At 71.5% G+C, this 22537-nt stretch carries 21 protein-coding genes and 1 riboswitch; of the genes, 10 read left to right on the top strand and 11 right to left on the bottom strand.

The annotated features are described in order from the left end of the window. The first annotated feature begins 529 nt into the window (after window positions 1-529). The gene (locus tag ACQP1V_RS31660) at window positions 530-1330 is read left to right on the top strand and encodes an SAM-dependent methyltransferase (protein WP_433413648.1); all 801 of its coding nucleotides are present in this window, start codon (window positions 530-532) and stop codon (window positions 1328-1330) included. Between the two features lie 35 nt (window positions 1331-1365). Here ACQP1V_RS31660 and ACQP1V_RS31655 read toward each other — a convergent pair whose 3' ends face one another. From ACQP1V_RS31655 to ACQP1V_RS31640, 4 genes are all read right to left on the bottom strand, one after another. After that, window positions 1366-1767, bottom strand: a complete 402-nt coding sequence (locus tag ACQP1V_RS31655) for a TetR/AcrR family transcriptional regulator C-terminal domain-containing protein (protein ID WP_433413647.1) — start codon at window positions 1765-1767, stop codon at window positions 1366-1368. Between the two features lie 54 nt (window positions 1768-1821). Next, window positions 1822-3480, bottom strand: coding sequence for a serine/threonine protein kinase (locus tag ACQP1V_RS31650; protein ID WP_433413646.1), 1659 nt, complete (start codon window positions 3478-3480; stop codon window positions 1822-1824). 227 nt (window positions 3481-3707) lie between these two features. Then, entirely contained in the window at window positions 3708-4028 is a 321-nt protein-coding gene (locus ACQP1V_RS31645) for a GroES family chaperonin (protein ID WP_432865470.1), read from the bottom strand. 43 nt (window positions 4029-4071) lie between these two features. Further along, entirely contained in the window at window positions 4072-4833 is a 762-nt protein-coding gene (locus tag ACQP1V_RS31640; RefSeq protein WP_433413645.1) for a hypothetical protein, read from the bottom strand. A 375-nt stretch (window positions 4834-5208) separates the two neighbouring features. Here ACQP1V_RS31640 and ACQP1V_RS31635 point away from each other — a divergent pair, with 375 nt between their 5' ends. Then, a complete protein-coding gene (locus tag ACQP1V_RS31635) occupies window positions 5209-5754 on the top strand; it encodes a DUF1349 domain-containing protein (protein ID WP_067127797.1) in 546 nt (181 codons plus the stop codon). A 74-nt stretch (window positions 5755-5828) separates the two neighbouring features. Next, the gene (locus ACQP1V_RS31630) at window positions 5829-6470 is read left to right on the top strand and encodes a flavin reductase family protein (RefSeq protein ID WP_433413644.1); all 642 of its coding nucleotides are present in this window, start codon (window positions 5829-5831) and stop codon (window positions 6468-6470) included. On the opposite strand, the gene ACQP1V_RS31625 is transcribed toward ACQP1V_RS31630, so the two are convergent. Beyond that, the gene (locus ACQP1V_RS31625; RefSeq protein ID WP_433413643.1) at window positions 6451-7560 is read right to left on the bottom strand and encodes an endonuclease/exonuclease/phosphatase family protein; all 1110 of its coding nucleotides are present in this window, start codon (window positions 7558-7560) and stop codon (window positions 6451-6453) included. The two genes, ACQP1V_RS31630 and ACQP1V_RS31625, sit on opposite strands and share 20 nt — an antisense overlap. Window positions 7561-7670: 110 nt before the next feature. On the opposite strand from ACQP1V_RS31625, the gene ACQP1V_RS31620 reads away from it, so the two are divergent. Continuing rightward, complete coding sequence (locus ACQP1V_RS31620; protein ID WP_433413642.1) at window positions 7671-10250, top strand: penicillin acylase family protein; 2580 nt, start codon at window positions 7671-7673, stop codon at window positions 10248-10250. A gap of 59 nt (window positions 10251-10309) precedes the next feature. Here the strand turns inward: ACQP1V_RS31620 and ACQP1V_RS31615 are convergent, their stop codons facing one another. Together ACQP1V_RS31615 and ACQP1V_RS31610 are read right to left on the bottom strand one after the other, a co-directional pair. Next, the gene (locus tag ACQP1V_RS31615; RefSeq protein WP_433413641.1) at window positions 10310-12811 is read right to left on the bottom strand and encodes a helicase-associated domain-containing protein; all 2502 of its coding nucleotides are present in this window, start codon (window positions 12809-12811) and stop codon (window positions 10310-10312) included. A gap of 284 nt (window positions 12812-13095) precedes the next feature. Further along, the gene (locus tag ACQP1V_RS31610) at window positions 13096-13614 is read right to left on the bottom strand and encodes an ATP-binding protein (protein WP_387417572.1); all 519 of its coding nucleotides are present in this window, start codon (window positions 13612-13614) and stop codon (window positions 13096-13098) included. Window positions 13615-13815: 201 nt separating this feature from the next. Here ACQP1V_RS31610 and ACQP1V_RS31605 point away from each other — a divergent pair, with 201 nt between their 5' ends. The 3 genes from ACQP1V_RS31605 (at window position 13816) to ACQP1V_RS31595 (ending at window position 15254) form a co-directional block, all read left to right on the top strand. Beyond that, window positions 13816-14637 carry a helix-turn-helix domain-containing protein gene (locus ACQP1V_RS31605; RefSeq protein ID WP_433413640.1) on the top strand — a complete coding sequence of 274 codons (822 nt, stop codon included), beginning with the start codon at window positions 13816-13818 and terminating at the stop codon, window positions 14635-14637. Beyond that, window positions 14638-14871 carry a DUF397 domain-containing protein gene (locus ACQP1V_RS31600; RefSeq protein ID WP_067127814.1) on the top strand — a complete coding sequence of 78 codons (234 nt, stop codon included), beginning with the start codon at window positions 14638-14640 and terminating at the stop codon, window positions 14869-14871. It begins immediately after the preceding gene. A gap of 119 nt (window positions 14872-14990) precedes the next feature. After that, a complete protein-coding gene (locus ACQP1V_RS31595; protein WP_433413638.1) occupies window positions 14991-15254 on the top strand; it encodes a hypothetical protein in 264 nt (87 codons plus the stop codon). A gap of 66 nt (window positions 15255-15320) precedes the next feature. Here the strand turns inward: ACQP1V_RS31595 and ACQP1V_RS31590 are convergent, their stop codons facing one another. The 4 genes from ACQP1V_RS31590 to ACQP1V_RS31575 all read right to left on the bottom strand — a co-directional run bounded on the left by ACQP1V_RS31590 (window position 15321) and on the right by ACQP1V_RS31575 (window position 19340). Next, window positions 15321-15902: a histidine phosphatase family protein gene (locus tag ACQP1V_RS31590; RefSeq protein WP_433413636.1), complete on the bottom strand. Its 582-nt coding sequence runs from the start codon at window positions 15900-15902 to the stop codon at window positions 15321-15323. A gap of 7 nt (window positions 15903-15909) precedes the next feature. After that, window positions 15910-17238, bottom strand: a complete 1329-nt coding sequence (locus ACQP1V_RS31585) for an acyltransferase family protein (RefSeq protein WP_433413634.1) — start codon at window positions 17236-17238, stop codon at window positions 15910-15912. 225 nt (window positions 17239-17463) lie between these two features. Beyond that, a complete protein-coding gene (locus ACQP1V_RS31580) occupies window positions 17464-18105 on the bottom strand; it encodes a response regulator (protein ID WP_067128834.1) in 642 nt (213 codons plus the stop codon). Further along, window positions 18102-19340 carry a sensor histidine kinase gene (locus tag ACQP1V_RS31575; protein WP_433413633.1) on the bottom strand — a complete coding sequence of 413 codons (1239 nt, stop codon included), beginning with the start codon at window positions 19338-19340 and terminating at the stop codon, window positions 18102-18104. Before ACQP1V_RS31575 ends, ACQP1V_RS31580 begins: the two co-directional genes overlap by 4 nt. 38 nt (window positions 19341-19378) lie before the next feature. After that, window positions 19379-19494, top strand: a riboswitch (cobalamin riboswitch). 58 nt (window positions 19495-19552) lie between these two features. On the opposite strand from ACQP1V_RS31575, the gene ACQP1V_RS31570 reads away from it, so the two are divergent. The 3 genes from ACQP1V_RS31570 (at window position 19553) to ACQP1V_RS31560 (ending at window position 22522) form a co-directional block, all read left to right on the top strand. After that, the gene (locus tag ACQP1V_RS31570) at window positions 19553-20524 is read left to right on the top strand and encodes an ABC transporter substrate-binding protein (protein ID WP_433426024.1); all 972 of its coding nucleotides are present in this window, start codon (window positions 19553-19555) and stop codon (window positions 20522-20524) included. Window positions 20525-20762: 238 nt separating this feature from the next. Continuing rightward, window positions 20763-21728, top strand: coding sequence for a FecCD family ABC transporter permease (locus ACQP1V_RS31565; RefSeq protein ID WP_084258674.1), 966 nt, complete (start codon window positions 20763-20765; stop codon window positions 21726-21728). Next, window positions 21725-22522, top strand: a complete 798-nt coding sequence (locus ACQP1V_RS31560; RefSeq protein WP_433413632.1) for an ABC transporter ATP-binding protein — start codon at window positions 21725-21727, stop codon at window positions 22520-22522. Before ACQP1V_RS31565 ends, ACQP1V_RS31560 begins: the two co-directional genes overlap by 4 nt. Window positions 22523-22537: the final 15 nt, after the last annotated feature.

The following is a 22537-nucleotide window of genomic DNA, read 5'->3' as shown; positions in this document are numbered from 1 at the left end:
CGTCGGAAAGACTTTGGTAAGGCTCATAGGTGCCTCCCTCAGACTGGTTTCCGTGATCTTTCAAATGCGACACTACCACCCTTAGCGCAGCAAATCATTTGAAATGCGGTCGAATCGACCAGCTTTTAACTGGCGGCCGAATGTGAATTATTCTGATTTAGTGTCAGCAAAGAATCTTGCTCATCCTGTTTGGGTGCGCGGGTGCATTGCCCCTGCTTGACGGGGATGGTCGCCCCCGTCGGTCGGTGTGTCGCGGGGGTGCGGCAGGTGCTCGCCGGTGTCCGGTATCGGGCAAGGGGGAAGTGTCGGACTCGCCCGGCATTTCGCGACCGTTCCCCGACCTCTCAATGGTGAGTGGAATAACCGGTCACTGGCATTTACCCGGGATGTCAACGCATTCCGGGTAAAGCAGGCGATCGATGTCTAAAGAAGCGGTTCCGCGGACGCCCTTGCGGGGAGGTCTGTACGGCTTCCGCCCCCGTCGTTATGATCGCGATGGCCTGACATAGGGGTATTCGTCGGAGGCGAGATGTCGGAGCTGAAGCGCGTTCCCGACGGGATCGACACCTCTGTGCCGAGTTCGGCGCGCGTGTACGACTACCTCCTGGGCGGCACGGACAACTCCGCCCTGGACCGGATGGTGGCGGAGAAGCTGCTGTCGGTCGCACCGGCCGCGCGCACCGTCGCCCGGGCGACCCGGGCGTTCCTCGCCAGGGCCGTCCGCTACGTCGCCTCGCAGGGGATCCGGCAGTACGTCGACCTCGGCGCGGGCCTGCCCACCTCGCCGAGCGTTCACGAGATGGCCAGGGAGTCGGTCCCGGACGCGCGCGTCGTCTACGTCGATTACGACCCCCTGGTCAAGATCCGCAACGACGCGACGTTCGCCGCCGATGAGGGCGTGATCACCCTGCGGCGCGACGTCCGCGACCCGGAGGCGATCCTCGGCGACCCCGATCTGCGCGCGGTCGTCGACTTCGGGGAGCCGGTGGCCGTGCTGCTCCTCGGCGTCCTGCACTTCGTCTCCGACGACGAGGGCGCCCATGACATCGTCGCCGCCTGGCGTGGCTGCATGGCGCCGGGCAGCCACGTGATCATCTCCAACCTGGCGGCGGACAGCGACCCCGAGGCGCTGGCCCGGCTCGCGGCGGCGACGGCGGGCAGCCCGGCCGAGTCGACTATCCGCTCCCACGACGAACTGGCCCGCTTCTTCGATGGGTTCGCCCTGGTCGCGCCGGGCCTGGTGCCGGTCCAGGAGTGGCGGCCGTCCCCCGAGGAGCCCGCCATCGGTGCGAAGGTGGTCGTGGAAGGCGGCGTCGGCGTCCTGTCCTGACCCGTCCGCCCGTACACGACCGGACGGCCTCGGCGTCAGGAGACGGCGTCCGCCCTGGTCGCGATCCCGTCGAGCACGCACGCGAGGCCGAACTCGAAGCGTTCCTCGGGGTCGGCGTCCTCGGCTTCGGCGACCCTGCGGGCGAACTGCGGATAGGCGCCGCTGTCGATGACCTCGCGGATGTAGGGGGCCACGCTCTCCCGCCACTGATCCTCGGTCAGGCCGGAGCGCCGCTGCGCCTGCTCCTCGGCCAGGTCCCGGGCCACCGCGCCGAAGACGTACGCCCGGACCGTGTCGACCACGTTGGCGGCGAGCGTGATGTCGGGGGTGAGCGCGAACCCGCGACGGCCGGACGGTCGCGGGCGGAGCCAAGGGGACCGCCGAACCCGATCCGCGCGCCGCGCGACCCTGACCATCGGCCGGGGAGCCGCGCACATGGCGCGACGCCGAATCAGCGGACGGATCAGCGCACGGATCTCAGGCGCAGGACATCAGCGGTCGCGCGTCAGCGTGGCGTGCATGAAGAACGGCGAGTCCTTCGTCACCTTGTTCTCGCCGTGTCCGGCGTACTCGAAGCCGAGCGTTCCGTCCTCGTTGAGCGTGAGGAAGATCTCGCCGTTGCGTACGCAGTTGCCGCGCATGCTCTTCCGTTCGAGCCGTGCGATCGAGTCGGCGATCTCGTTGAGCTCGGACGTGCCGGTGCAGCGGTAGTCCAGGAACTGCTCCGTGGCGGTCCTGCTTCGTTTCTTTATGGTCAGCACCAGCCGGTCGTGCGCGCCGGGGTCGTAGTCGACCTGGCCGCGCCACACTCCCGCGTAGCTCGCCGGGAATTCGTTCGCGTGCTTGCCCCCCGGTCCGGATTTGGACGTGGGGGAGATTCCCGGAGACGGGAGCGGCGGATCGGCGGAGGCGGAGGAAGCGTGCGGCGTCGGGGAGCCGGTCGTGTCGAGGATCTCCCGCCCCGTCGGGCCGAGTGCGGTCGTCCCGTTCCCGCCGCCGGTGGGTTCGCGGGAGTCCCCGTTCCCCGCGCCCGGCCAGAGCAGCACGCCCGCCACCACGGCCACGGCGAGCGCGGCGGCTCCCGTGCCGGCGAGCAGCGCGTTCCGGCGGCGCACGCCGTACCCGCCGGGCGCGGTGACCGCGCCGTCGTGTGTCCCGCCGTCGTGCGTACCGGCGGGTGGGACGGTGGCACGGCCGTCGCCGGCTCCCCGCTGCCGGGAGTCGGGCGCCGGCGCGGTGCCCGAAAGAGCGGCGGACGGCTCCGCGTGCGCCCGGGGGAGCGGCAGCTGGGGCGCGTCCGGGGCGGCGGACGGCGGGGCGGCCGTGGCGGGTGGCGGTGCGTCCGCCGTGGGCGCTTTCTCCTCGGCCGGTCGGCCGAGCAGCCGCATCTGGATGTCGAGGATGGACGGGCGCTGCGCGGGATCCTTGCGCAGCGCGTCCGTGACGATCGACCGCAGCGGCTCGGCCAGATCGCCGAGGTCGGGTTCGCGGTTCATCACCCGGTTGATCACGGCGGGTACGGAGTCGTCGCCGAAGGGCGGCCGCCCGGTGGCGGCGAACACGATCACGCACCCCCACGCGAACACGTCGCTCGCCGGCGTCGCCGTGGCTCCCCCGATCTGCTCGGGGGACATGTAGGAGGGGGTGCCGACCAGGCCGCTGCTTCTCGTGGTCGCGTCCAGGTGCCGGGCGATCCCGAAGTCGATGACCCGGGGACCGTCCGAGCCGAGCAGGACGTTGGCGGGCTTGAAGTCACGGTGCACGACCCCGGCCTCGTGGACGGCCGCCAGGGCGGTCGCGGTCGAGACGGCCAGCCGGTGCAGCGCCGTCCCCGATCGCGGCCCGGCCTGCTGGAGCGAGGGGCCCTCGACGTACTCGCTCACGATGTACGGAAGGTCGGCGTCCACGTCGGTGTCGAGGACCTGCGCGACGCAGAAGGGCGCCACCCGGCGGGCGGCGCTGATCTCGCGGACGAGCCGCCCGCGACTCTCGCCGCCGGCCCATCCCCGGTGCAGGACCTTGACCGCGACGTTCGTTCCGTCGGGCGCGCGGCCCAGGTAGACGACTCCCTGACCTCCCGCGCCGAGCCGGGACTGCAGCGCGTATCCGCCGACCTCGCGCGGGTCGTCCGGAAGCAGCGGCTTCTCCACGCCGAACCCTCCCCTTTTTGCCCCCGCTTTACCTTAGATCGGTCCTGCCGTACGGGCGAAGGGCTCGGCTGCACGAACGCGGGAAAAGGGGGCGGCCGAGGGGAGGGGAAGACGGCGGAAGGCGGGGCGCCAGGCGCCCCGCCTTCCGGTTGGTCAGGGGACTTCGGCCGGTGGCCGGCGTCGGCGCGCGCCGGCGGAGGACGATGCCGGGTGGCGCGCGGAGGAGGTCAGAGGTAGAGACCGGTGCCGTGGTCGGTCTGCGGGGTCGCCACGGCGTGCAGGTCCCGCTCACGCATCACGAGGTAAACCTGGCCCTGGACGTCGACTTCGGACTGCTCCTCGGGGTTGAACAGCACCTTGTCGCCGACCTTCACCGCCCGGGCGTTGGCTCCGACGCCGTAGACCTCGCCCCAGACGAGCCGGTTGGCCATCTTGACGGTGGCCGGGATGACGATGCCCGCGTTGCTCCGCCGCTCTTCGGTCTCGGGGTCCGCCTTGACCATGACGCGGTCGTGGAGCATCTGGATCTCGAATTTGGGGTCAGCCACTCTCGCAGTTTACGCGGGCTCGAGCATCGGGAGTGAAGTGCGCCTATCGGCCCATGGCCAGCTTGTAGCCGGTGCCGGAGGTCCGGTAGACCCGCCCGGTGCCCCACTTGAGGACTTCGAAGTTCACGTGGACGCTGTTGGAGCGGACGCCGGTCAGGTCGGCCATCATCTTCTCCGACAGGTCGAGGATCGCGGGGATGTCGTGCTGTCTGACGGCCCATTCGGCGGGACCGAAGTCCTCCACCACGCCGATCGCGCTCTTACCGTTGTAGGTGACCTTGACCTTGGTGCCGAGCGGCCAGTACGGGCTGGCGATGGTCTCGTAGCGCATCGGCTTGCCGGAGGCGGTCTGCGCGTCCCAGAAGGAGGTGGCGGTGGACTTGCCGGAGGGGAGCTTCGGCTTGGCCTTGGCCGTCTTGGCGCTCTCGGCGGTCGTGGCCTTGGCGGCCGTGGTCTCGGGGGTCGTGGTCTCGGTGGCGGTGGCGGCGCTCGTCTCGCTCGGAACGAACTTCACCGGCTGATCCGCCTGGGCGGCGGTGACCTCACCGGTCGTGGTGGGGGCCGCGGTGCTCGCGCCGCCGGTCTCGGTGCCGGTCTCGGTGCCGGACTCGCCGGTGCTCCGGCTCTCAGCGGACGGATCGGCCTGGGGGGTCGAGGAGGTCTCGGCAGCGGACGGCGACTGGGCGATATGCGCCCTGTCGGCGCCCTGGCCCGGCGACATCACCACTGCGGCGGCTGTCACGCTCCCGATGAGCGTGAGACCAGCGGTCACGGTGACGATCGCCTGGCGAGCTCGCTTCTGCATGGGCATCCTTTCGCTGGATCGCGACTCGGACCCGGAGGGGGCCGGGGAAGAGCGCCGCCGCGAGAGGACGTGCGGGCCGCCATCGGGGGATCGACGGCGGACCTGGTTCCGGGCAGGCCAAAGCAGAGGCCCGGCGAGGTGTGGACTGGGGGGACTCCGGGGGGACGGAGGGACACGTCATCTCAGGAGGTTTGCGACGGCATTGCGATTTTTGGGGATTAAGTTCGCAAGAGGGCTTTGCGTGGCACGAGTATAGGCAATCAGGAGGTAAAGCGGACAAACCAGCACAAACCGGAGGTAGATCTTCCTTTGCGAGTTCCGCCTCGAAGAGCGCCTTCCTGGCATGATCGAGTCCACTCGGACGAAGGAGCGGTCATGCCGTACACGGGCTGGGAATGGATCAACGAGCCCCGCGACTGGGCGGCGGGAGAGGCACTCCGTGTCGTGGCCGACCCCGGCACCGATTTCTGGCAGAAGACCCACTACGGCTTCACGCACGACAACGGCCACATCTTCGGGCGGGTCATGAACGGCGACCTGCGGATCACCGCCACCTTCGAGCTCGACTGGAGCGAGCAGTACGACCAGGCGGGGGTCGCCCTCCGGATCGACGAGGAGAACTGGATCAAGGCGGGGGTCGAGCTGGTCGACGGCGCGCCGCTGGTCAGCGCCGTCGTCACGCGGGGCTGGTCGGACTGGTCCGTGGTCGCGGCGCCGGACGGCTTCCGCTCGGTCACCGTCGACCTCGAACGGACCGGCGACACCGTGACCGTGCGCTACGGGCTCGACGGCGCGGCGCCGGAGCGGATGCTGCGTCTCGCCTACTTCCCGCCGGACGTCCCCGCGTTCGCCGGAGTGATGTGCGCCGCTCCGACCGGGAAGGGCTTCGAGACCCGGTTCGGACCGGTGTCCCTCACCTGAGCCTCCCGCGCCGGCCGGCGCACCGCGTAACAGTGCGGCGTCCGCCGAAGTGTCGGCCGCCTACGTTGACGCCCATGACGACCGACCATCTGACGATCACGCCGAGCGTCCTCTACTTCGGGACGCCGGTCGCCCTGTTGTCCACCGAGAACGAGGACGGCTCCTTCAACCTCGCACCCATGTCCTCCGCCTGGGCGCTGGGGCAGGTGATCGTGCTCGGTCTCGGGAAGGACAGCCAGACCGCGCACAACCTCGCCACCCGTCCCGACCTGGTGATCAACCTCCCCGAGCCGGCGCAATGGCCGGCGGTGGAACGCCTGGCCCCGCTCACCGGCCGCGACCCCGTCCCCGCGCACAAGCAGGGCGCCTTCCGGTACGAACCGGCCAAGTTCGAGGCGGCGGGGCTGCGTCCCGAGCCGTCGGAGACGGTACGGCCGCCCCGGGTGGCGAGCTGCCCGATCCAGATGGAGGCGCGGGCCGCGCGGGTCCAGCCCGACGTGACCGGCGAGTTCCGGGTGATCGAGGCCCACGTGCTGCGCGTACACGCGGATCCGCGCATCGTCGTGCCGGGCACCCAGCACGTCGACCCCGCGGCCTGGAGCCCGCTGATCTACAGCTTTCGGCACTACTTCGGCCTCGGGCGGGAGTTCGGGCACACCTTCCGCTCGGAGACGGCCCACTCGGAGACGGCGCTGCTCAGCGCGCGGGGAGCGTGAGCTCGGCGAACACCGCGCGGTGATCCGTACGCGGGAGCGGGCGGACGCCGAAGGACCGGGTCGCCACGTCAGGAGCGACGAGGATGTGGTCCAGCGTGACCGGAGGGATGCTCCACCCGTTGAAGCGCCACGGCTCGTACGGCCAGGTGGCGGCCAGGCCGTTGCCCGTCGTGGCGGCCGCGTCCCGATAGCCGGCATCCAGCAGACGGCGCATCCGCGCGTGATCGAGGGTGGCGTTGAAGTCCCCGGCGAGGATCCGCACCGGACCGCCGGGCACGGGCAGGGGCAGGGCCGCCAGCCCCTCCGCCCAGCAGGGGGCCTTCGCCGCGTACCGGGGCGCGCAGGGATGGACGGATACCACCGCGACCTCGGGAGCGCCGGGCACGCGTACCGTCGCCACCCCCTGCCGGAAGTCGCCGAACCGGATGTGCCGGCCCGGAGCGACCGGGTGGCGGCTGTAGATCCCCGACCCGTGCGCGCCGGGCTCGGACACGTCCACGCTGTACGGCAGCAGCGCGTCGATCCCGGCCGCGCGCAGGCCCGTGGCGGCCGAGGGAGTGAGCTCCTGCAGGGCCAGCACGTCGGGACGGAGCTCCCGTACGAGGGCGACGAGCTTCTCCGGCGGGACCGCCCCCTTCTTGAGGTTGGCGGACAGGACTCTCAGCCGGGGACCGGCGGCGGCCGGGTCACCGCCCGGGACGGTGCGGGGCAGCACGCAGGCCGCGAGCGTGGCGGCCACGGCCAGGCTCACCACGAGGGCGGCCCATCGGCGCGTCAGCAGCGTGAGCAGCGGAAGGGCCGCCGAGGCGAGCGCCACGTAGGGCGTGAACGCAACGGCGCGGATCCACTCGAAGTGCACGTCCGCGGGGATCAGCCGGAGCACGGCCCACGCCGCGAAGGGCGCGATCGACGCCCAGACGAGGACGCCGGCCCACCGCCGCCGTGTCCGCCGACGCCCGGAACGCGGATCGGGCGTCGCGTCGCTCGGGCAGGCCGCCCCGGACGTGGGTGTCGACTCGGCCGGTCGGGCCGCCGGCAGCGGCTTCGCCTGGTCTCCCGGAAGGGCCTCGGCAGATCGCGGATCGGACATCTGAACGCACTCTCCCGTACCTGAGCGAGCGACCGCGGAGGAAGGCAGGGATTGATCTTATGTGCCGGACCTTCATACTGTGTTGCGCGTTCCAGAGGAAAGGTCGGTTGATGGTCAGGCTCGCCCCCTATGCTCGGTTCCCTTGGCCGCTCCGATGGCTGCTCCGTGTTTTGACCGTTCTGCTGGTCCTCGCGCTCGTGCTCGCGGGCGTGGTCACGTGGACCGTGCGGCGGTCGTTCCCCCAGGTGAACGGTGAGATCAGGCTGCCCGGCCTGGCGGCGGACGTCAGCGTCCTGCGTGACCGGTACGGCGTCCCGCAGATCTACGCCGACACCTCGGCCGACCTCTTCAAGGCGCAGGGCTATGTCCACGCCCAGGACCGCTTCTGGGAGATGGACTTCCGCCGCAAGACCACGGCGGGCCGCCTCTCCGAGCTGTTCGGGTCGTCCACGCTCGACATCGACAAGGTGGTGCGCACGCTCGGCTGGCGCCGTACGGCGGAGAAAGAGATCGAGCTGCTTGAGCCGGAGGCGCGCACGGCGCTGGAGGACTACGCGGCCGGCGTGAACGCCTGGATGGAGCAGAACCAGGGGTTCGCGGCCCGGAGCCTGGAGTACGGCGTGCTCGCCCTGACCAACCGCTCGTACGAGCCGGAGCCGTGGACCCCCGCCGACTCCCTCTCCTGGCTCAAGGCCCTGGCCTGGGACCTGCGTTCCAACATGGGTACGGAGATCGAGCGCGCGATCGACGCGTCCGCGCTTCCGCTGGACCGGGTGGAGGAGCTCTTCCCTGACTACCCCTTCGACCGGCACCGGCCGATCGTGACCAGAGGAGCCGTACGCGACGGCAAGTTCAGCCAGGACGCGGACGAGAAGCCCACCGCCGGAACCCCGGCCCAGCCCGCCCAGCCGTCCGCGACCGAGGCGCTCGCCCGCGTCGCGAAGGTGCTCGACGCCGTCCCCAACCTGCTCGGCACGTCCGGCGGCGATCAGGCGGGCATCGGCTCGAACTCGTGGGTGGTCAGCGGCAAGTACACCGAAAGCGGCAAGCCGCTGCTGGCAAACGACCCGCACCTCGGGCCCCGGATGCCGTCGATCTGGTACCAGGCCGGGCTGCACTGCCGTACCCGCGGGCCGGTCTGTCCCTACGACGTCAGTGGCTACACCTTCTCCGGCGTCCCCGGAGTGATCATCGGGCACAACAGCAAGATCGCCTGGGGGTTCACCAACCTCGGGCCCGACGTCACCGACCTGTACGTCGAGCGCGTGCAGGGCGACACGTACGAGGTGAAGGGCTCGCAGGTTCCGCTGCAGACACGGGTCGAGCAGATCAAGGTCGCGGGCGGGAAGACGGTGGAGCTGCCGGTGCGCTCGACCGCGCACGGGCCGATCATCTCGGAGGTCCTCGGGAACGCCGGGGAGGCGTTGCCGGGCGCCGCCGCCAAGCTCGGCAAGATCGACAAGGGGATGGCCGTGGCGTTGCGCTGGACCGCGCTCGACCCCGGCCGTACCGGTGACGCGATCTTCATGCTGAACCGGGCGGAGAACTGGGAGCAGTTCCGCGCGGCGGCGGCGAAGTTCGAGGCCCCCGCCCAGAACCTGATCTACGCCGACCTGGAGGGCAACATCGGCTACCAGGCGCCGGGCAAGATCCCGGTCCGCGCCGACGGCGAAGGCACGTGGCCGGCCGCGGGGTGGACCGGCGCACAGGAGTGGACCGGTTATATCCCGTTCGAGCAGCTTCCGCACTCGTACAACCCGCCCGAGGGCTTCATCGTCACCGCGAACAACGCCGCGATCAAGCCCGACTACGGCCCGTTCCTCACGACGGACTGGTCGTACGGCTACCGCTCGCAGCGGATCGTGGACCGGATCACGCAGGCCATCGGCGCGGGCAAGATCACCGCGGACACGATGCGGGACATCCAGATGGACTCGCGCAACGGTCTCGCCGAGGTGCTCGTCCCGCACCTGCTGCGGATCGGGGGAGGGGACACCCGGCTGCTGAAGGGGTGGGACTTCACCCAGACCCGGGACTCCGCCGCGGCCGCGTACCACAACGCGATCTGGCGGCACCTGCTCATGCGGACGTTCGACGACGAGCTGCCGGAAAGCGTACGGCCGGGCGGCGGCGACCGGTGGTTCGAGATCGTCGCGAAGCTGCTCGACGAGCCGGACTCGCCCTGGTGGGACGACGTGCGCACGAAGGATGTGACGGAGACCCGCGACGACATCCTGGCGGCGGCGATCAAGGACGCCGGGGCCGACCTGCGGGAACGGCTCGGCGACGACCCGGACGCCTGGCGCTGGGGCGACCTGCACACCCTGGAGCTGACCAACGAGACGTTCGGCACCTCCGGCATCGGCCCGGTCGAGTGGCTGTTCAACCGCGGCCCGCTGCACCTCGCGGGCGGCAAGGACGCGGTCGACGCGACCGGCTGGGACAGCGACAGCGGCTACGAGGTCGTCTGGGTCCCCTCGATGCGGATGGTCGTCGACCTCGCGGACCTCGACCGTTCGCGCTGGATCAACCTGACCGGGGCCTCGGGGCACGCCTTCCACTCGAACTACGACGACCAGGCGGAGCTGTGGGCCGACGGCCGCCTGACCGCCTGGCCCTTCACCGAGCAGGGCGTACGCCGGGAGGCGGTGGACACCCTCACGCTGACTCCGTCAGCTTCTCGGCCCTGAAGTGAAGGGCCGAGCTTGCAGCTCCTCGCCGTAAGCAGAGCCGTGCGCCGGTCACGGCACTAGCGGGCGGCGACGACCGAGGTGATCTCGCCCAGCGGGAAGTCGAGGTAGTCCCCGGCCTCCTCGCACCACGCGTCGAGGACGCCGTCGCGCAGCTCGCCGTGGCTCACGGTGGCGGTCACGCCGTCCGTCAGCGTGATCAGCGCGCGTACGCCCCGGTCGACGACGAAGCCGAGCAGCGTCTGCTGCGCGGTCGGCAACCGGATCGCCCGGCGCCCGATGACCGCCCACGTCCGGCCCGGCGCCCGGTCGGGCGTCTCGCCGCCACGGCGGGCCCCGCTTGCTGCGAGCAGCCTCCGCGCGTGCTCACGCGGGTCCGGCACGTCCGGCGGGAGGTTCGCGAGGCCGTCCAGCAGCCCGTACGGGTGGGCAGGGACGTCGGCCTCGGCGGTCCGCCCGCCGGGGAACAGGATCAACCGGCCGTCGCGCGGGTCCGGCTCGCGCTCCCCGTCGCGCTTCCCCTCCCGGTCACCGGTCCGGTCCGGGGTGTCGTGGCCCGGGCGCGGGCCGCGGCGGACGGCGAGCCCGCCGAAACCGTCGGGCACCGGGGCGTACCCGGCCTCGCGCAGCGCGGCGAGCGTCCGCTCGGCGGTCGCGCCGCTCGCCAGAACGGTCGGCGCCAGGAGGCGGAGGCCGAGCCGGCCGAGCTTGCGATGCGCGTTGATCTCGGCCAGCAGCGCGGGATCCGAGCCGAGGACGACGCAGCCCACCGAGGCCACGGTGACCTCGCCGTGCCTGCGGGCCACGTCCCGGACGAGGTACACGAGCGGCTGGGGCAGCGTGCCCACCTCGGCGAGCGCGTCGAGCAGCGTGTCGGCGCTCTCCCCGGCGTCCAGGGCACGCCGAACGCTGGCGGGGCCGAACCGCCAGACCGACGCCGCTCCCTGGGACTCGCGGTCGGCGGTGCGGTCGAGCAGGGACGCCAGCTCGGCGGAGGGCGGGCCGGTGACGACGGCCGTCAGGTCCGCGCCGAAGAGCGCCGTGCGCTGCGCGCTCGCCAGCGCCTTGGCCGACCGCTCCGCCAGGGCCGGGTCGTGCTCGACCTCGGCGACGGCGCTGTCGTTCTCGCCGCCCGCGACCGAGCCGAGCGCGGCCAGCGCCCGGCCCAGCGCGGTCAGGGCCGGGCCGGAGCACAGCCCGAGCAGCGCGGCCTCCTCCAGAACGGCCGGGGCACATTCGGCGAGCAGCTCCCTGTCGAGCAGTGGCGCCCGCCAGTGGACGGCCTGCACGAGCTCCGGAAACGTCGCGAAGCCCTGGCCCTCGGGGATCTCCGTGAGCGCGCCGAGCAGGGCCCGGCGGATCCGGGCGATCGTCTCGCCCTCGGGGTCGTCGCCCAGCACGGTCGCGTACCGCTCCTGGACGCGGCGCAGGGACGACCGCTCCATCCGCCACCAGGCGGCCAGCAGCACGCGGAGCCGGGCCGGGCCCTCCGACAGCCGCCACCGGTCGAACCTGTCGGTGGGGACGAGCCCGCCCGCCTCCTCGTCCAGGCCGATCAGCCGGGCCACGGCCGACACCTCGATCAGGAGGCGGGCCTCCGCCTCGGCGCAGCCGGTCTCCTTGGCGACGCGCTTCACCTCGCGCACGCCGACGCCGCCGCCCTTCAGCAGGGGCAGCGGCGTCTTGTCGATGTTCTCCAGGACGGCGGTCGCGCGGTCGAGCAGCCGCGGCGCGGCCAGGCACATCTCGTACTCGACCGCCTCCGCGTCGACCGCGACGGTCGCGAGGTCGGGCGGACACGGCGTGAACGGCGGGTGGTAGTCCGGCCCGCGCAGGGCCAGCGCCACCTCCCGCGGCATTCCGGCGACCCCCCACTGCGTACGGAAGAGCAGGCCGCGCTCGACGGCCCATTTCTCCGGGGTCCCCGGCGTGATGAACAGGTCGCCGTTCACGCTGCGGATCGGGCCGTCCCAGGCGAAGTCGTCGAGCATGCCGATCGTGCCCTCCGGCGCCTCGGCGACCAGGGAGGACAGCAGCTCGGCGTCGCTCAGAGCCGCCGACATCCGAGTCATCATCTGGCGTCTCGTCCCCTGGGGCGGGACGCCGAGGTTGCGGCACATCCGCCGCAGGCCCTCGGCGTTCAGCGTCCATGATTCGAGGTACGCGGCGAGCGGCTCGCCGAGGCCGCACGGGGCCGTCCACCAGTGGGCGAGTGCTCCGGCCAGCCCGATCCTGCCGTCGGCCTCCGGCCAGGCCAGGGCGTGGTCGTACAGGCGGTCCAGCCAGGGGATCGTCTCCGAGACGCTCACGCCCAGGAAACGGGCGAGCCGGTCCTCGCCGGGACGGTCGCCGAGTGCGAGGCACGCCTGCACGATCTCCAGGGCCGGGAGGGGAAGTGTGCGCATGACCTCCATGACGGCGAAGTCGCCGGCGAGCCGTTCGGCGAGGGCGTCAAGCGTGCGGGGCCATGGCGGGATGAGGGCGTCCGGGCGGTTGCCCAGCACGCGCGTGAGTCGTTCTTCGTCGAGAGCGGCCAGCCAGCCGGTCAGGTGATCGTCCATCAGACAGAGCTCTCTCGGGAGTCTCGGGAGGGCCACCGTAATCCAGATCGCGGGCCGCGGGGGGCCGGGCGACAGAAATATGAGCCCCTGTTTGACTCCTGACGAGATCGGCCCGGAGGCACGGCGCCCCCGGCCGCGCCCCGCTCCGGCGCGGCCGTAGCGGCGTCTCGGCGTCGTGCACGAGCGCGGGGGAGGGGACGGGCCGGGGAGAGAAAGTCGGAGCGCGCACGGCGGGCGGACGCGGCGATGGGGAAGCGCGACCGGGTGAACCGGTCGCGACGGAGTCAGGCGGAGAGGACGGCCCAGACGGCCTTGCCCTGGGGCGCGAGTGGAGACCAGCCCCAGCGCAGGCTCATGGACTCGACGATGTGCAGTCCCAGCCCGCCCGGCTCGAACGGAGACGGATCACGCAGCACCGGGGCGGCCGAGCCGGGGTCGGTGATCGCGCAGGTGACCAGGGGTCCGCGGCGGATCAGCGACAGCCGTACGACCTCGCGGTCGCGGTGGCGCGGCGCGGCACCGAGCATGAGCCCGTGCCGGAGGGCGTTGGTGGCGAGTTCGGAGACGACGAGCTCCATGCCCTCGGCCAGCTCGCCCATGTTCCAGCCGGCCAGCGTCCCCACGGCGAAACTGCGGGCCGAGTGGATCGACTCCGCGCTCGGAAGCAGGACGAATGTGGCGCTTGCGGCGGCGGATCCGGGGGCGAGAAGATCACGCGCGGGTTCCGGCCACCAGCCGAGGGGAGGCCACCAATCGAGCGCCGACCACTGGGTTTGGCCACGAGTCAGGTTCGCGGACTGCACGAGATCATGATGGTGCACGGTCGCGTGCATGTGCAAGAGCGGATGCACGTGCATTTGGGGGATGCACGCGCTACGGTTACCCCCAATACACCTCTGGGACGAAGGGGGCGATCTTTGACAGACTGTGACTCAGTCCACATACCGGAGGAATAGCACGTGTCGATAGATCCGCCTGGATCCGGCTCCACCGTTCGGCGAATCATGCTTGGTGCGAGCCTTCGCAAACTGCGCGAGGACCGGGGACTGACCCGGGAGGTCGCGGGATTCCATATCCGCGCCTCAGAATCCAAGATCAGCCGGATGGAGCTCGGCCGGGTCGGATTCAAGACACGTGATGTCGAAGACCTGCTCACGTTGTACGGCGTCCACGACGACGCCGAACGCCGTGGCCTGCTGGAGATGGTCCGTGAGGCCAACACGCCCGGCTGGTGGCACAAGTACGGCGACGTACTGCCGAACTGGTTCGTCACCTTCATCGGACTCGAAGAGGCGGCGAGCGTGATCCGCACCTATGAGGTGCAGTTCGTGCCCGGCCTGCTCCAGACGGCCGCGTACGCCCGCGCGGTGATCCGACTCGGCTACCCGGACGACCCGGAGGAGTCGATCGAGCACCGCGTCCATCTGCGTATGCAGCGCCAGGAACGGCTGCGGCAGAAGGGTGGGCCGAGGCTCTGGGCGGTCATCGACGAAGCCGCGCTCAAGCGCCCCATCGGTGGCAAGGGGATCATGCGGGAGCAGCTCCAGCACCTGCTGGAGGTGTCGATGCTGCCCAACATCACCGTCCAGGTGATGCCGTTCCGCTTCGGCATGCACGCGGCGGAGGGAGGGGCGTTCACGATCCTCCGTTTTCCCGAGGCCGATCTTTCGGACGTGGTCTACGTCGAGCAGCTGTGGGGTGCGCTGTACCTCGACAAGCGTGAGGACATCGATCCTTACCTCACCGCCATGGAGCAGTTGTGCGTGGAGAGCACCACGCCCGGGGGTACCGCCGAGATCATCGGTGATCTTCTCAGAGAGATGTAAATGCAGACATATAACGGGATGCCGGCCACTGACCTGACCGGGGTCACCTGGCGAAAGAGCGTTCGGAGCAACTCGACCGGCAACTGCGTGGAGCTCGCCGAGCTTCCCGACGGCGGTGTGGCCGTGCGGAACTCGCGATTCCCCGAGGGGCCGGCGCTCATCTACACACGGGACGAGATTCGAGCGCTGGTGCTCGGAGTCAAAGACGGGGAGTTCGACGGGCTTCTGGTGTAACGCCGTTTTTACGCGACCACGTACGGCCTTAACCGGCTCGTGCGGAACCGCGTAACACGCGTCCGGCAGATTGGGTCCCACACCATCGTGAGATCAGGGGGCTCGCCATGCTGGATCAGATGACTTTCTACCCCGTTGCCGACGACGTGCTCTTCGCACCCGGTGGCCGCGTCGTGATCCGCACATACGGCGTCGCCACGGCGGCGGGGTCCACCGACGGGCGACCCCGGCCGGTGGCCTACCGGACGTGGGTCACCGGGGTCCGGGACCAACCCAGATACTGGCATTGGGGTCATTTCGAGGACGCGCGAACCGGCCACCGCGAAGTCCTCGAATGGCTGACCGGCCGCGGCCCCCGGCCCCAGCAGGTCGCGACCGGCTGAGCTCGCGCCGCGGCCGGGCGCCTGAGACGCGTCAACGGCGCCGCGTCCTCAGGGGAGCCGGAAGCGTCAGGGAACCGGGGCGTTCCACCGCAGGACGGCGGGCTCGCCGTGCTCGAATCCGAGCGCGGAGTACGTCCCGGTGTCCAGGCGGAAGAACCGCCCGTCGCCGGCGGGCAGGCCCAGCCAGCGGGCGGCGAGCACGCGCAGGAAATGGCCGTGCGAGACGAGCACGACGTCGCCGTCGGCGGCCCGGATCCGGGCGATCACCTTGTCCGCCCGCTCGCCCACGTGCGTGACGCTCTCCCCGGGATGCGCCGCGTCGCCCGGGACGACGCCGTCGCGCCAGAGATACCAGCCGGGGCGCGTCGCGCGGATCTCCGGGGTGGTGATCCCCTCGTAGCCGCCGTAGTCCCACTCCCACAGGTGGGGATCGGTCTCGACGGCCGAAAGCCCGGCGAGCCGGGCGGTCTCGCGGGCCCGCCGCGCGGGGCTGGAGAGGGCGAGGGCGAACGCGCGCCCCCGCACCACCCGGCCGAGCGCGCGCGCCTGCTCCTCGCCCCGCTCCGTGAGCGGCAGGTCCGTCAGGCCGGTGTGCCGTCCGTCCCTGCTCCATTCCGTCTCGCCGTGCCTCAGCAGAATGACATCCATATGGGCATCATCCCGGCAGGGCGCCGCTCGCCGTCGCCGGGTCACGCCCAGGAACGGTCAGGGCCGGGTTGCCCGACCACGCCGCGCCCCTACGGGTGAGCACGAACAGGCCCGTGATGAGCACGCAGGTGGCGAGTGGCGGGAGCAGCCCCACGGTGAACCCGGTGACCATGAGGGTGGTCAGCCCCGCGCCGATCATGAGGGTGCCGACGACCACGATGCGGGCCGAGGCGGTGCCGGGCGGCTCCTCCATCCGGCCGAAGAGGCCGACCAGCGCGAGCAGCACGACCGTCAGCGCCGCCAGCCAGAGCGGGATCCGCGCCCACCAGGAGGCGGTGCCCACCTCGGGCGTGTCCGCCCCGAACCCCAGGATGGCGATCCCCGACACGATGACCAGCGCCGTCATGTGCCAGAGGTAGAGCGTCATCATCCGGGGGGCGAGAACGCGGAGCAGCGTGTCCACCCGGCCGCCGCGGGTGATCCGGTCGAGTGCCGGCCGCAGCAGCATCGCCAGCCCGAGCTGCCCGACGAACAGCGCCAGCATGCAGGCGCTCGGCGGGGCCATGTTCGACACCGCTCCGGGCATCCCGATCATGTGCGGCGGGTACGGCCCCGCGGCCACCATCCCGGCGACCATGCCGAAGCCCGCGACCGACAGCGCCAGGGCGCGCCCACCGCGCAGCCACTCCAGCCGGCCCTCGGCGTACAGGAACCCGACCTGGTGGACGGCGAGCCAGACGAACAGCACGTTCAGGTAGCCCGCCTGCTCCAGCCCGGAGAACCGGACCACGTCCACCAGCACCGCGCCCGCCGCCAGCGCCGGAAGCACCCGGCGGGCGGGCTGCCGCGACAGGTACGGCGTGGTCACCACCGCCAGCAGATAGACCGCGAGGAACCACAGGAGCTGCCCCACGGTCCGGGCCGCGACCGCGACCGGCTGCTCGGGCACGTCGAAGGCCCCGAGAACGTAGGGGAGCGGCAACCAGACGAACGCCAGCGGCAACACCGGCCAGGCGAGCCGCCGCAGCCGTCCCGCCACCCAGAGCCCGGGCGCGCGCCCCTTGTTCCGGGCGGAGCGCCAGCTCATCGCGTTCGCGGCGCCGCCCGCGAAGAACACCAGCGGCATCACCTGGCTGATCCAGGTGATCATCGGCACCCCGGCCAGCGCGTTCCCCGTGGACAGCCGCCCGCCGGCGTAGACGAGCACCGGCATGGTCCAGTGCTGGACGACGACCAGGACCATCCCGAAAACGCGCAGGATGTCGACGAACCTGTCCCGGTGCGCGGGGCTCGGCGGCACGCCGGCACGGGATGGGGGGAGCATGGTCAGTGACATGGGGGAATTCGCCTCCGCTGGGGATCAACTCCTCAAGCATTGCGAAAAACCCCTGCTGGGCGCAGCGGTGCAGTCCCCCGTTCTGATCGTTCGGCCAGGACTACCACCGGGGGTGTAGCCAGCTACACCATCGCCCTCCGGAAGACCCGACCATGCAGGTGCCCCTCCCGGCACTCTTTGCCCCGTCGCGTCGCTCCGTCCGGGCAAACCTTGCCGGTCACGGCACTAGTGCGACAGGTAGCTGAGCACGGCCAACACCCGGCGGTGCCCGCCGTCGCTCGGCGGCAGCCCGAGCTTGACGAAGATGTTGCCGACATGCTTGTGCACCGAGCGTTCCGTGACCGTCAGGTGCGCCGCGATGTCGCCGTTCGACCTGCCCTCGGCCATGAGGGCGAGCACCTCGCGCTCGCGCGGGCTCAGCGCGTCCACCGGATGGCGGCCCTGCCGTACCAGCAGTTGGGAGATGACCTCCGGGTCCATGGCCGTGCCGCCGCCGGCCACCCGCCGCAGCGCGTCGACGAACTCCGAGATCCGGCCGACCCGGTCCTTCAGCATGTAGCCGATGCCGCCCTCGCCGCTCGCCAGCAGCTCGGTCGCGTACGTCCGCTCGACGTACTGCGAGAGCACGAGGATCGGCTGGCCCGGGTGCCTGCGCCGCACCTCGACGGCGGCGCGCACGCCCTCGTCGCTGAAGGTCGGCGGCAGTCGCACGTCGACCACGGCGATGTCGGGCCGCTGCTCGTCGACGGCGCGCAGGAACGCCTCGGCTGTGTCGACCGTCCCGGTCACCTCGTGCCCCTCGGTGCGGAGCAGCAGCGCCAGCCCCTCGGCCAGCAGCACGTTGTCCTCGACGATCAGCACTCTCACCGGCACGGCAGCTCCACAGTCAAGGTCGTCGGCCCGCCGGGCGGGCTGGTCAGCCGGGCGCCCCCGTCGAAGGCCGCCGCCCTGCGCCGGATCCCCCTCAGGCCGGTGCCCGCGGTCTCGTCCGCCGCGCCCCGGCCGTCGTCGGTGACCACGACGGTCAGTCGCCCGTCCGTCTCGCTCAGCCGGACCGACGCGGACGACGCGCCGCTGTGCTTGGCCACGTTGGTCAGCGCCTCCGCCACGACGAAGTAGGCCGCCGCCTCCACGGCGGCGGGTAACCGATCGACGCCGTCCGTCGCGGTCGTCACAGGTACCGGACATCCGGCGGCGAGGGCGGCCACCGCGCCGGGCAGTCCGCGGTCGGCGAGGATCGGCGGGTACATGCCGCGGATGATGCCGCGCAGCTCGGTCATCGTCTCCTCGGTGCTCCGCCGGGCCTCCGAGACCAGCTCGGCCGCCTTGGCGGGGTCGTTCGCCATCATCCGCTCGGCGATGCCGAGGCGCATCGCGATCGACACCAGCCGGGCCTGCGCGCCGTCGTGCAGGTCGCGCTCGATGCGGCGCAGCTCCGCGCCGTGCGCGTCGAGCGCCGCCGCCCGGGTCTCGGTCAGCTCGGCGACGCGTTCGGCCAGCCGTACGCGCTCGGGGGTGGCGAGGACCAGCCGGGACAGGTGCGCGTCGGCGGTGGCCAGCAGGGGGATCGCCCACAGCGCGATGGCGGTGAAGGCCGCGAAGTGGACCGGCACGACGGTGATCACCTTGAACCAGCTGTCGATGGGGACGCCGGTCAGGTTCACGGTGTGTTCCGCCGGCACCGCCCACCACCAGAACGGCAGGCCCAGGTCGAACCCGAGCGCGCCCCACAGGGCGATCGCCAGGATGGGCAGCACCATGCCGGCGACGAGATGGAGGGCGAGCCAGCCGATGTCCCGCCAGGTCATCGGGTCGTTCAGGGTCTGCAGGGCCCGGTTCAGCAGGCCCGAGCGGGGCCCGTACTGCGCCGTGACCGGCCGGCCGAGCCATCGGGAGGCGAGCCTCCTGGCGAGCCCGGTGACGGCCCGGTTCACCCGCGTCGTCACCGGCAGCAGCAGCAGGCCGACGAACGTCACGCTGAGCACCAGCGACAGGAGGAACTGCACGAGAGCCAGCACGCACAGAGGGACCAGCAGCAGGCTGAGAAGCAGGTGGCCGGTCGCCCGCGCGGCCAGTCTCGCGCGCTGAACGATGCCTCCCACGGGGGCAAGACTATTTGGTCAGTGGTCCGGTTGATACCGTTCATCCCGACGCACGGCGTAGCGAAGTCCGGTGAGAGACCGGCGCTGTCCCGCAACTGTGAGCCCCTGTCCCCAGGGGGCGAGCCAGGTCGCCTGCACCGTGCGCCGACGCCATCGACCCTCGTGGAAAAGGGTGATCCGTCAATTGACACGGGTCTCTCCAATTCCCGGTGATCCCCCTGGAGGACTTCGTGTCGCCGCTACGCACGACCTTCGCGGGCGCGTTGCTGGGTGTCGTCGTCCTGGCCGGTTGTGGCCAGACGGACGGCACCACAGGAGCCGCGCCCTCCGAGAGCGCTACCGCTTCGGCGCCCGCCGCGGGCTCCGCCTTCCCCGTCACGGTCCAGGCCGGCAACGGAGCGGTGACCATCGCCAAGCGCCCCGAGCGCATCGTGTCGCTCTCCCCGACCGCTACCGAGACCCTGTACGCCGTGGGCGCCGGAAGCCAGGTCACCGCCGTGGACGACCAGTCCAACTACCCGGCGGAGGTGCCGAAGACGTCGCTGTCGGGGTTCAAGCCCAACGTCGAGGCCATCGTCGAGGCCAAGCCGGACCTGGTCGTGCTCTCCAACGACATCGACAACGTCGTGGCCGGGCTGACGAAGGTGGGCGTGCCCGTCATCGTGGAGCCCGCCGCCAACACGCTCGACGAGGCGTACGACGAGATCATCGACCTGGGCGCGGCCACCGGCAACGCGGAGAAGGCCGCCGAGGTGGTGGCGGACATGAAGCGCGAGATCGACCAGCTCGCCGCCGCCGCGCCCAAGGACAAGAAGCTCACCTACTATCACGAGCTGGACACCACGCCCTACGCGGCGACGTCCACGACCTTCCTCGGGCAGGTCTACGGCCTGTTCGGGCTGGTCAACGTGGCCGACAAGGCGCCCGACGCGGCCGGCGGCTATCCCAAGCTCTCGGCCGAGTTCGTCGTCAAGGCGGATCCGGAGCTGATCTTCCTCGGCGACACCAAGTGCTGCGGGCAGAACAAGGACGCGCTCGCCAAGCGCCCCGGCTGGTCCGGCCTATCCGCGATCAAGAACGACCGGGTGATCGAGCTCGACGACGACATCGCCTCCCGCTGGGGGCCGCGCGTGGTGGATCTCGCCAAGGCGATCGGCGAGGCCGTCCAGAAGGCCGCGAGCTGATCGCGTCATGAGTGCCGAGCCGCCCCACGCCGATCCGCTCTGTGCTGATCCGCTCTGTGCTGATCCGCTCTGTGCGGATTCGCCGCGGTCCGACGTGGACCAGGAGGGCGACGGGCCCGGATCCAGCCGTTCCGGCGCAAGACGGTCCGAGACACGGCCGTCCGAGGCGGCGCGGTCACGGCCGGGGCGGCTCCGGACGGAGACACTGCTGGTCGCGGTGGCCCTCCTGCTCGCGAGTATGGCCGTCGGGCTGCTCGTCGGCGCGGCCGACATCTCGCCCAAGGGGATCCTTTTCGCCCTGCTCGACCGGCTGCCGTTCGTCCACCTGGACTCGGGGCTCGCGCCGGTCGACCAAGGGCTGCTGTTCCAGCTCCGGCTGCCGCGCGTGCTGCTCGCCGCCCTCGTCGGCGGGTTGCTGGCCATCGCGGGCGCGGGATACCAGGGGGTGTTCCGCAACCCGCTGGCCGACCCGTACCTGCTCGGCGCGGCGGCCGGCGCCGGGCTCAGTGTGACCCTGGTCGTCGTGTTCCTCGGCGGGGACGCCGGAGTGGCGATCGTCCCCGTCGCCGCGTTCGTGGGCGCGGTCGGCGGCGTCCTCCTCGCGTACGCCGTGGGGAACACCGCCGGTCGCGGGGGCGGGACCGCCACGCTGGTGCTCGCCGGCGTCGCGGTCACGTCGTTCCTGACCGCGATCCAGACCTTCGCGCAGCAGCTCAAGCTGGAGGAGCTCCAGCGCATCTACTCCTGGATCCTGGGCGACGTCGGCGGAGGCTGGGAGCAGGTGTGGATGATCGCGCCGTACGTCGTGGTCTCGACGGTCGTGCTCCTGCTGCACGGGCGGCTGCTGGACGTGCTGTCGGTCGGCGACGAGGAGGCCGCCGGGCTGGGGCTGCGCGCGGGCCGGGTCCGGTTCGTGGTGCTGCTCGCCGCCTCGCTCGCCACGGCGGCCGCGGTGGCGGTGGGCGGGCTGATCGCCTTCGTCGGGATCGTGGTTCCGCACGTGGTGCGGAGGCTGGCGGGCTGGTCCTACCGCATCGTGCTGCCGATCTCCTTCCTGGGCGGCGGGGCCTTCCTGGTGCTCGCCGACACGGTCGCCCGTACGATCCTCGCCCCGGCGGAGCTGCCGATCGGCGTCGTCACGGCGTTCGTGGGCGCGCCGTTCTTCGTCGCGGTCCTGCGCATGACCCGGAGGGTGGGCACGTGAGCGGCCGCCGTACCTACCCCCTTGAGGTCACCGACCTCGGCGTCCGGCTGGACGGGCGCGAGGTCCTCTCCGGCGCCGCCGTCTCGGCGGCCGGAGGGGAGTGGCTGGCCGTCGTCGGTCCGAACGGCGCGGGCAAGTCCACCCTGCTCAAAGCCATGATGGGACTCCTGCCGCACACCGGCGAGGTCGTCGTCGGCGGCGTCCGGGTCCGGGACCTGAAGCCGCGCGAGCGGGCCAGGCTCATCGCGTACGCGCCGCAGAGCCCGTCGCTGCCGCCGGACATGACGGTGTTCGACTACACCCTGCTCGGGCGCACGCCGTACATCCCCTATCTGGGGCGGGAGAGCGCCGCGGACCGGGAGATCGCCGGCGCGGTGCTGGAGCGCCTCGACCTCGCGGGCTTCGCGGCCCGCCCGCTGGCGCACATGTCCGGCGGCGAGCGCCAGCGCGTCGTCCTCGCCCGGGCGCTCGCCCAGCAGGCGCCGGTCCTGCTGCTGGACGAACCGACCACCGCCCTCGACCTGGGACACCAGCAGCAGGTGCTCGAACTCGTGGACCGGCTGCGCGCGGGCGACGGCCTCACCGTCGTGACGACGCTGCACGACCTGAGCCTGGCCGGGCAGTACGCGGACGCGCTGCTGCTGCTCGCGGGCGGCCGGGTCGTCGCGTCGGGCCCTCCCGCGCAGGTGCTGACCGAGCCGCTGCTCGCCCGGCACTTCGGCGCCCGCGTACGCGTGGACGCCGAGGAGGACGGACGGCCTCTCGTGCGGTTGCTCCGCCCCGATGATCGATAGGTTGCCCGGCATGAA

It is taken from the genome of Microtetraspora malaysiensis (genome assembly GCF_050947145.1).
In the GTDB taxonomy this organism is placed as follows: domain Bacteria; phylum Actinomycetota; class Actinomycetes; order Streptosporangiales; family Streptosporangiaceae; genus Microtetraspora_A; species Microtetraspora_A malaysiensis.
The sequence above is the reverse complement of the archived record's forward strand: the minus strand, read 5'-3'. Positions and strand labels throughout refer to the sequence as shown.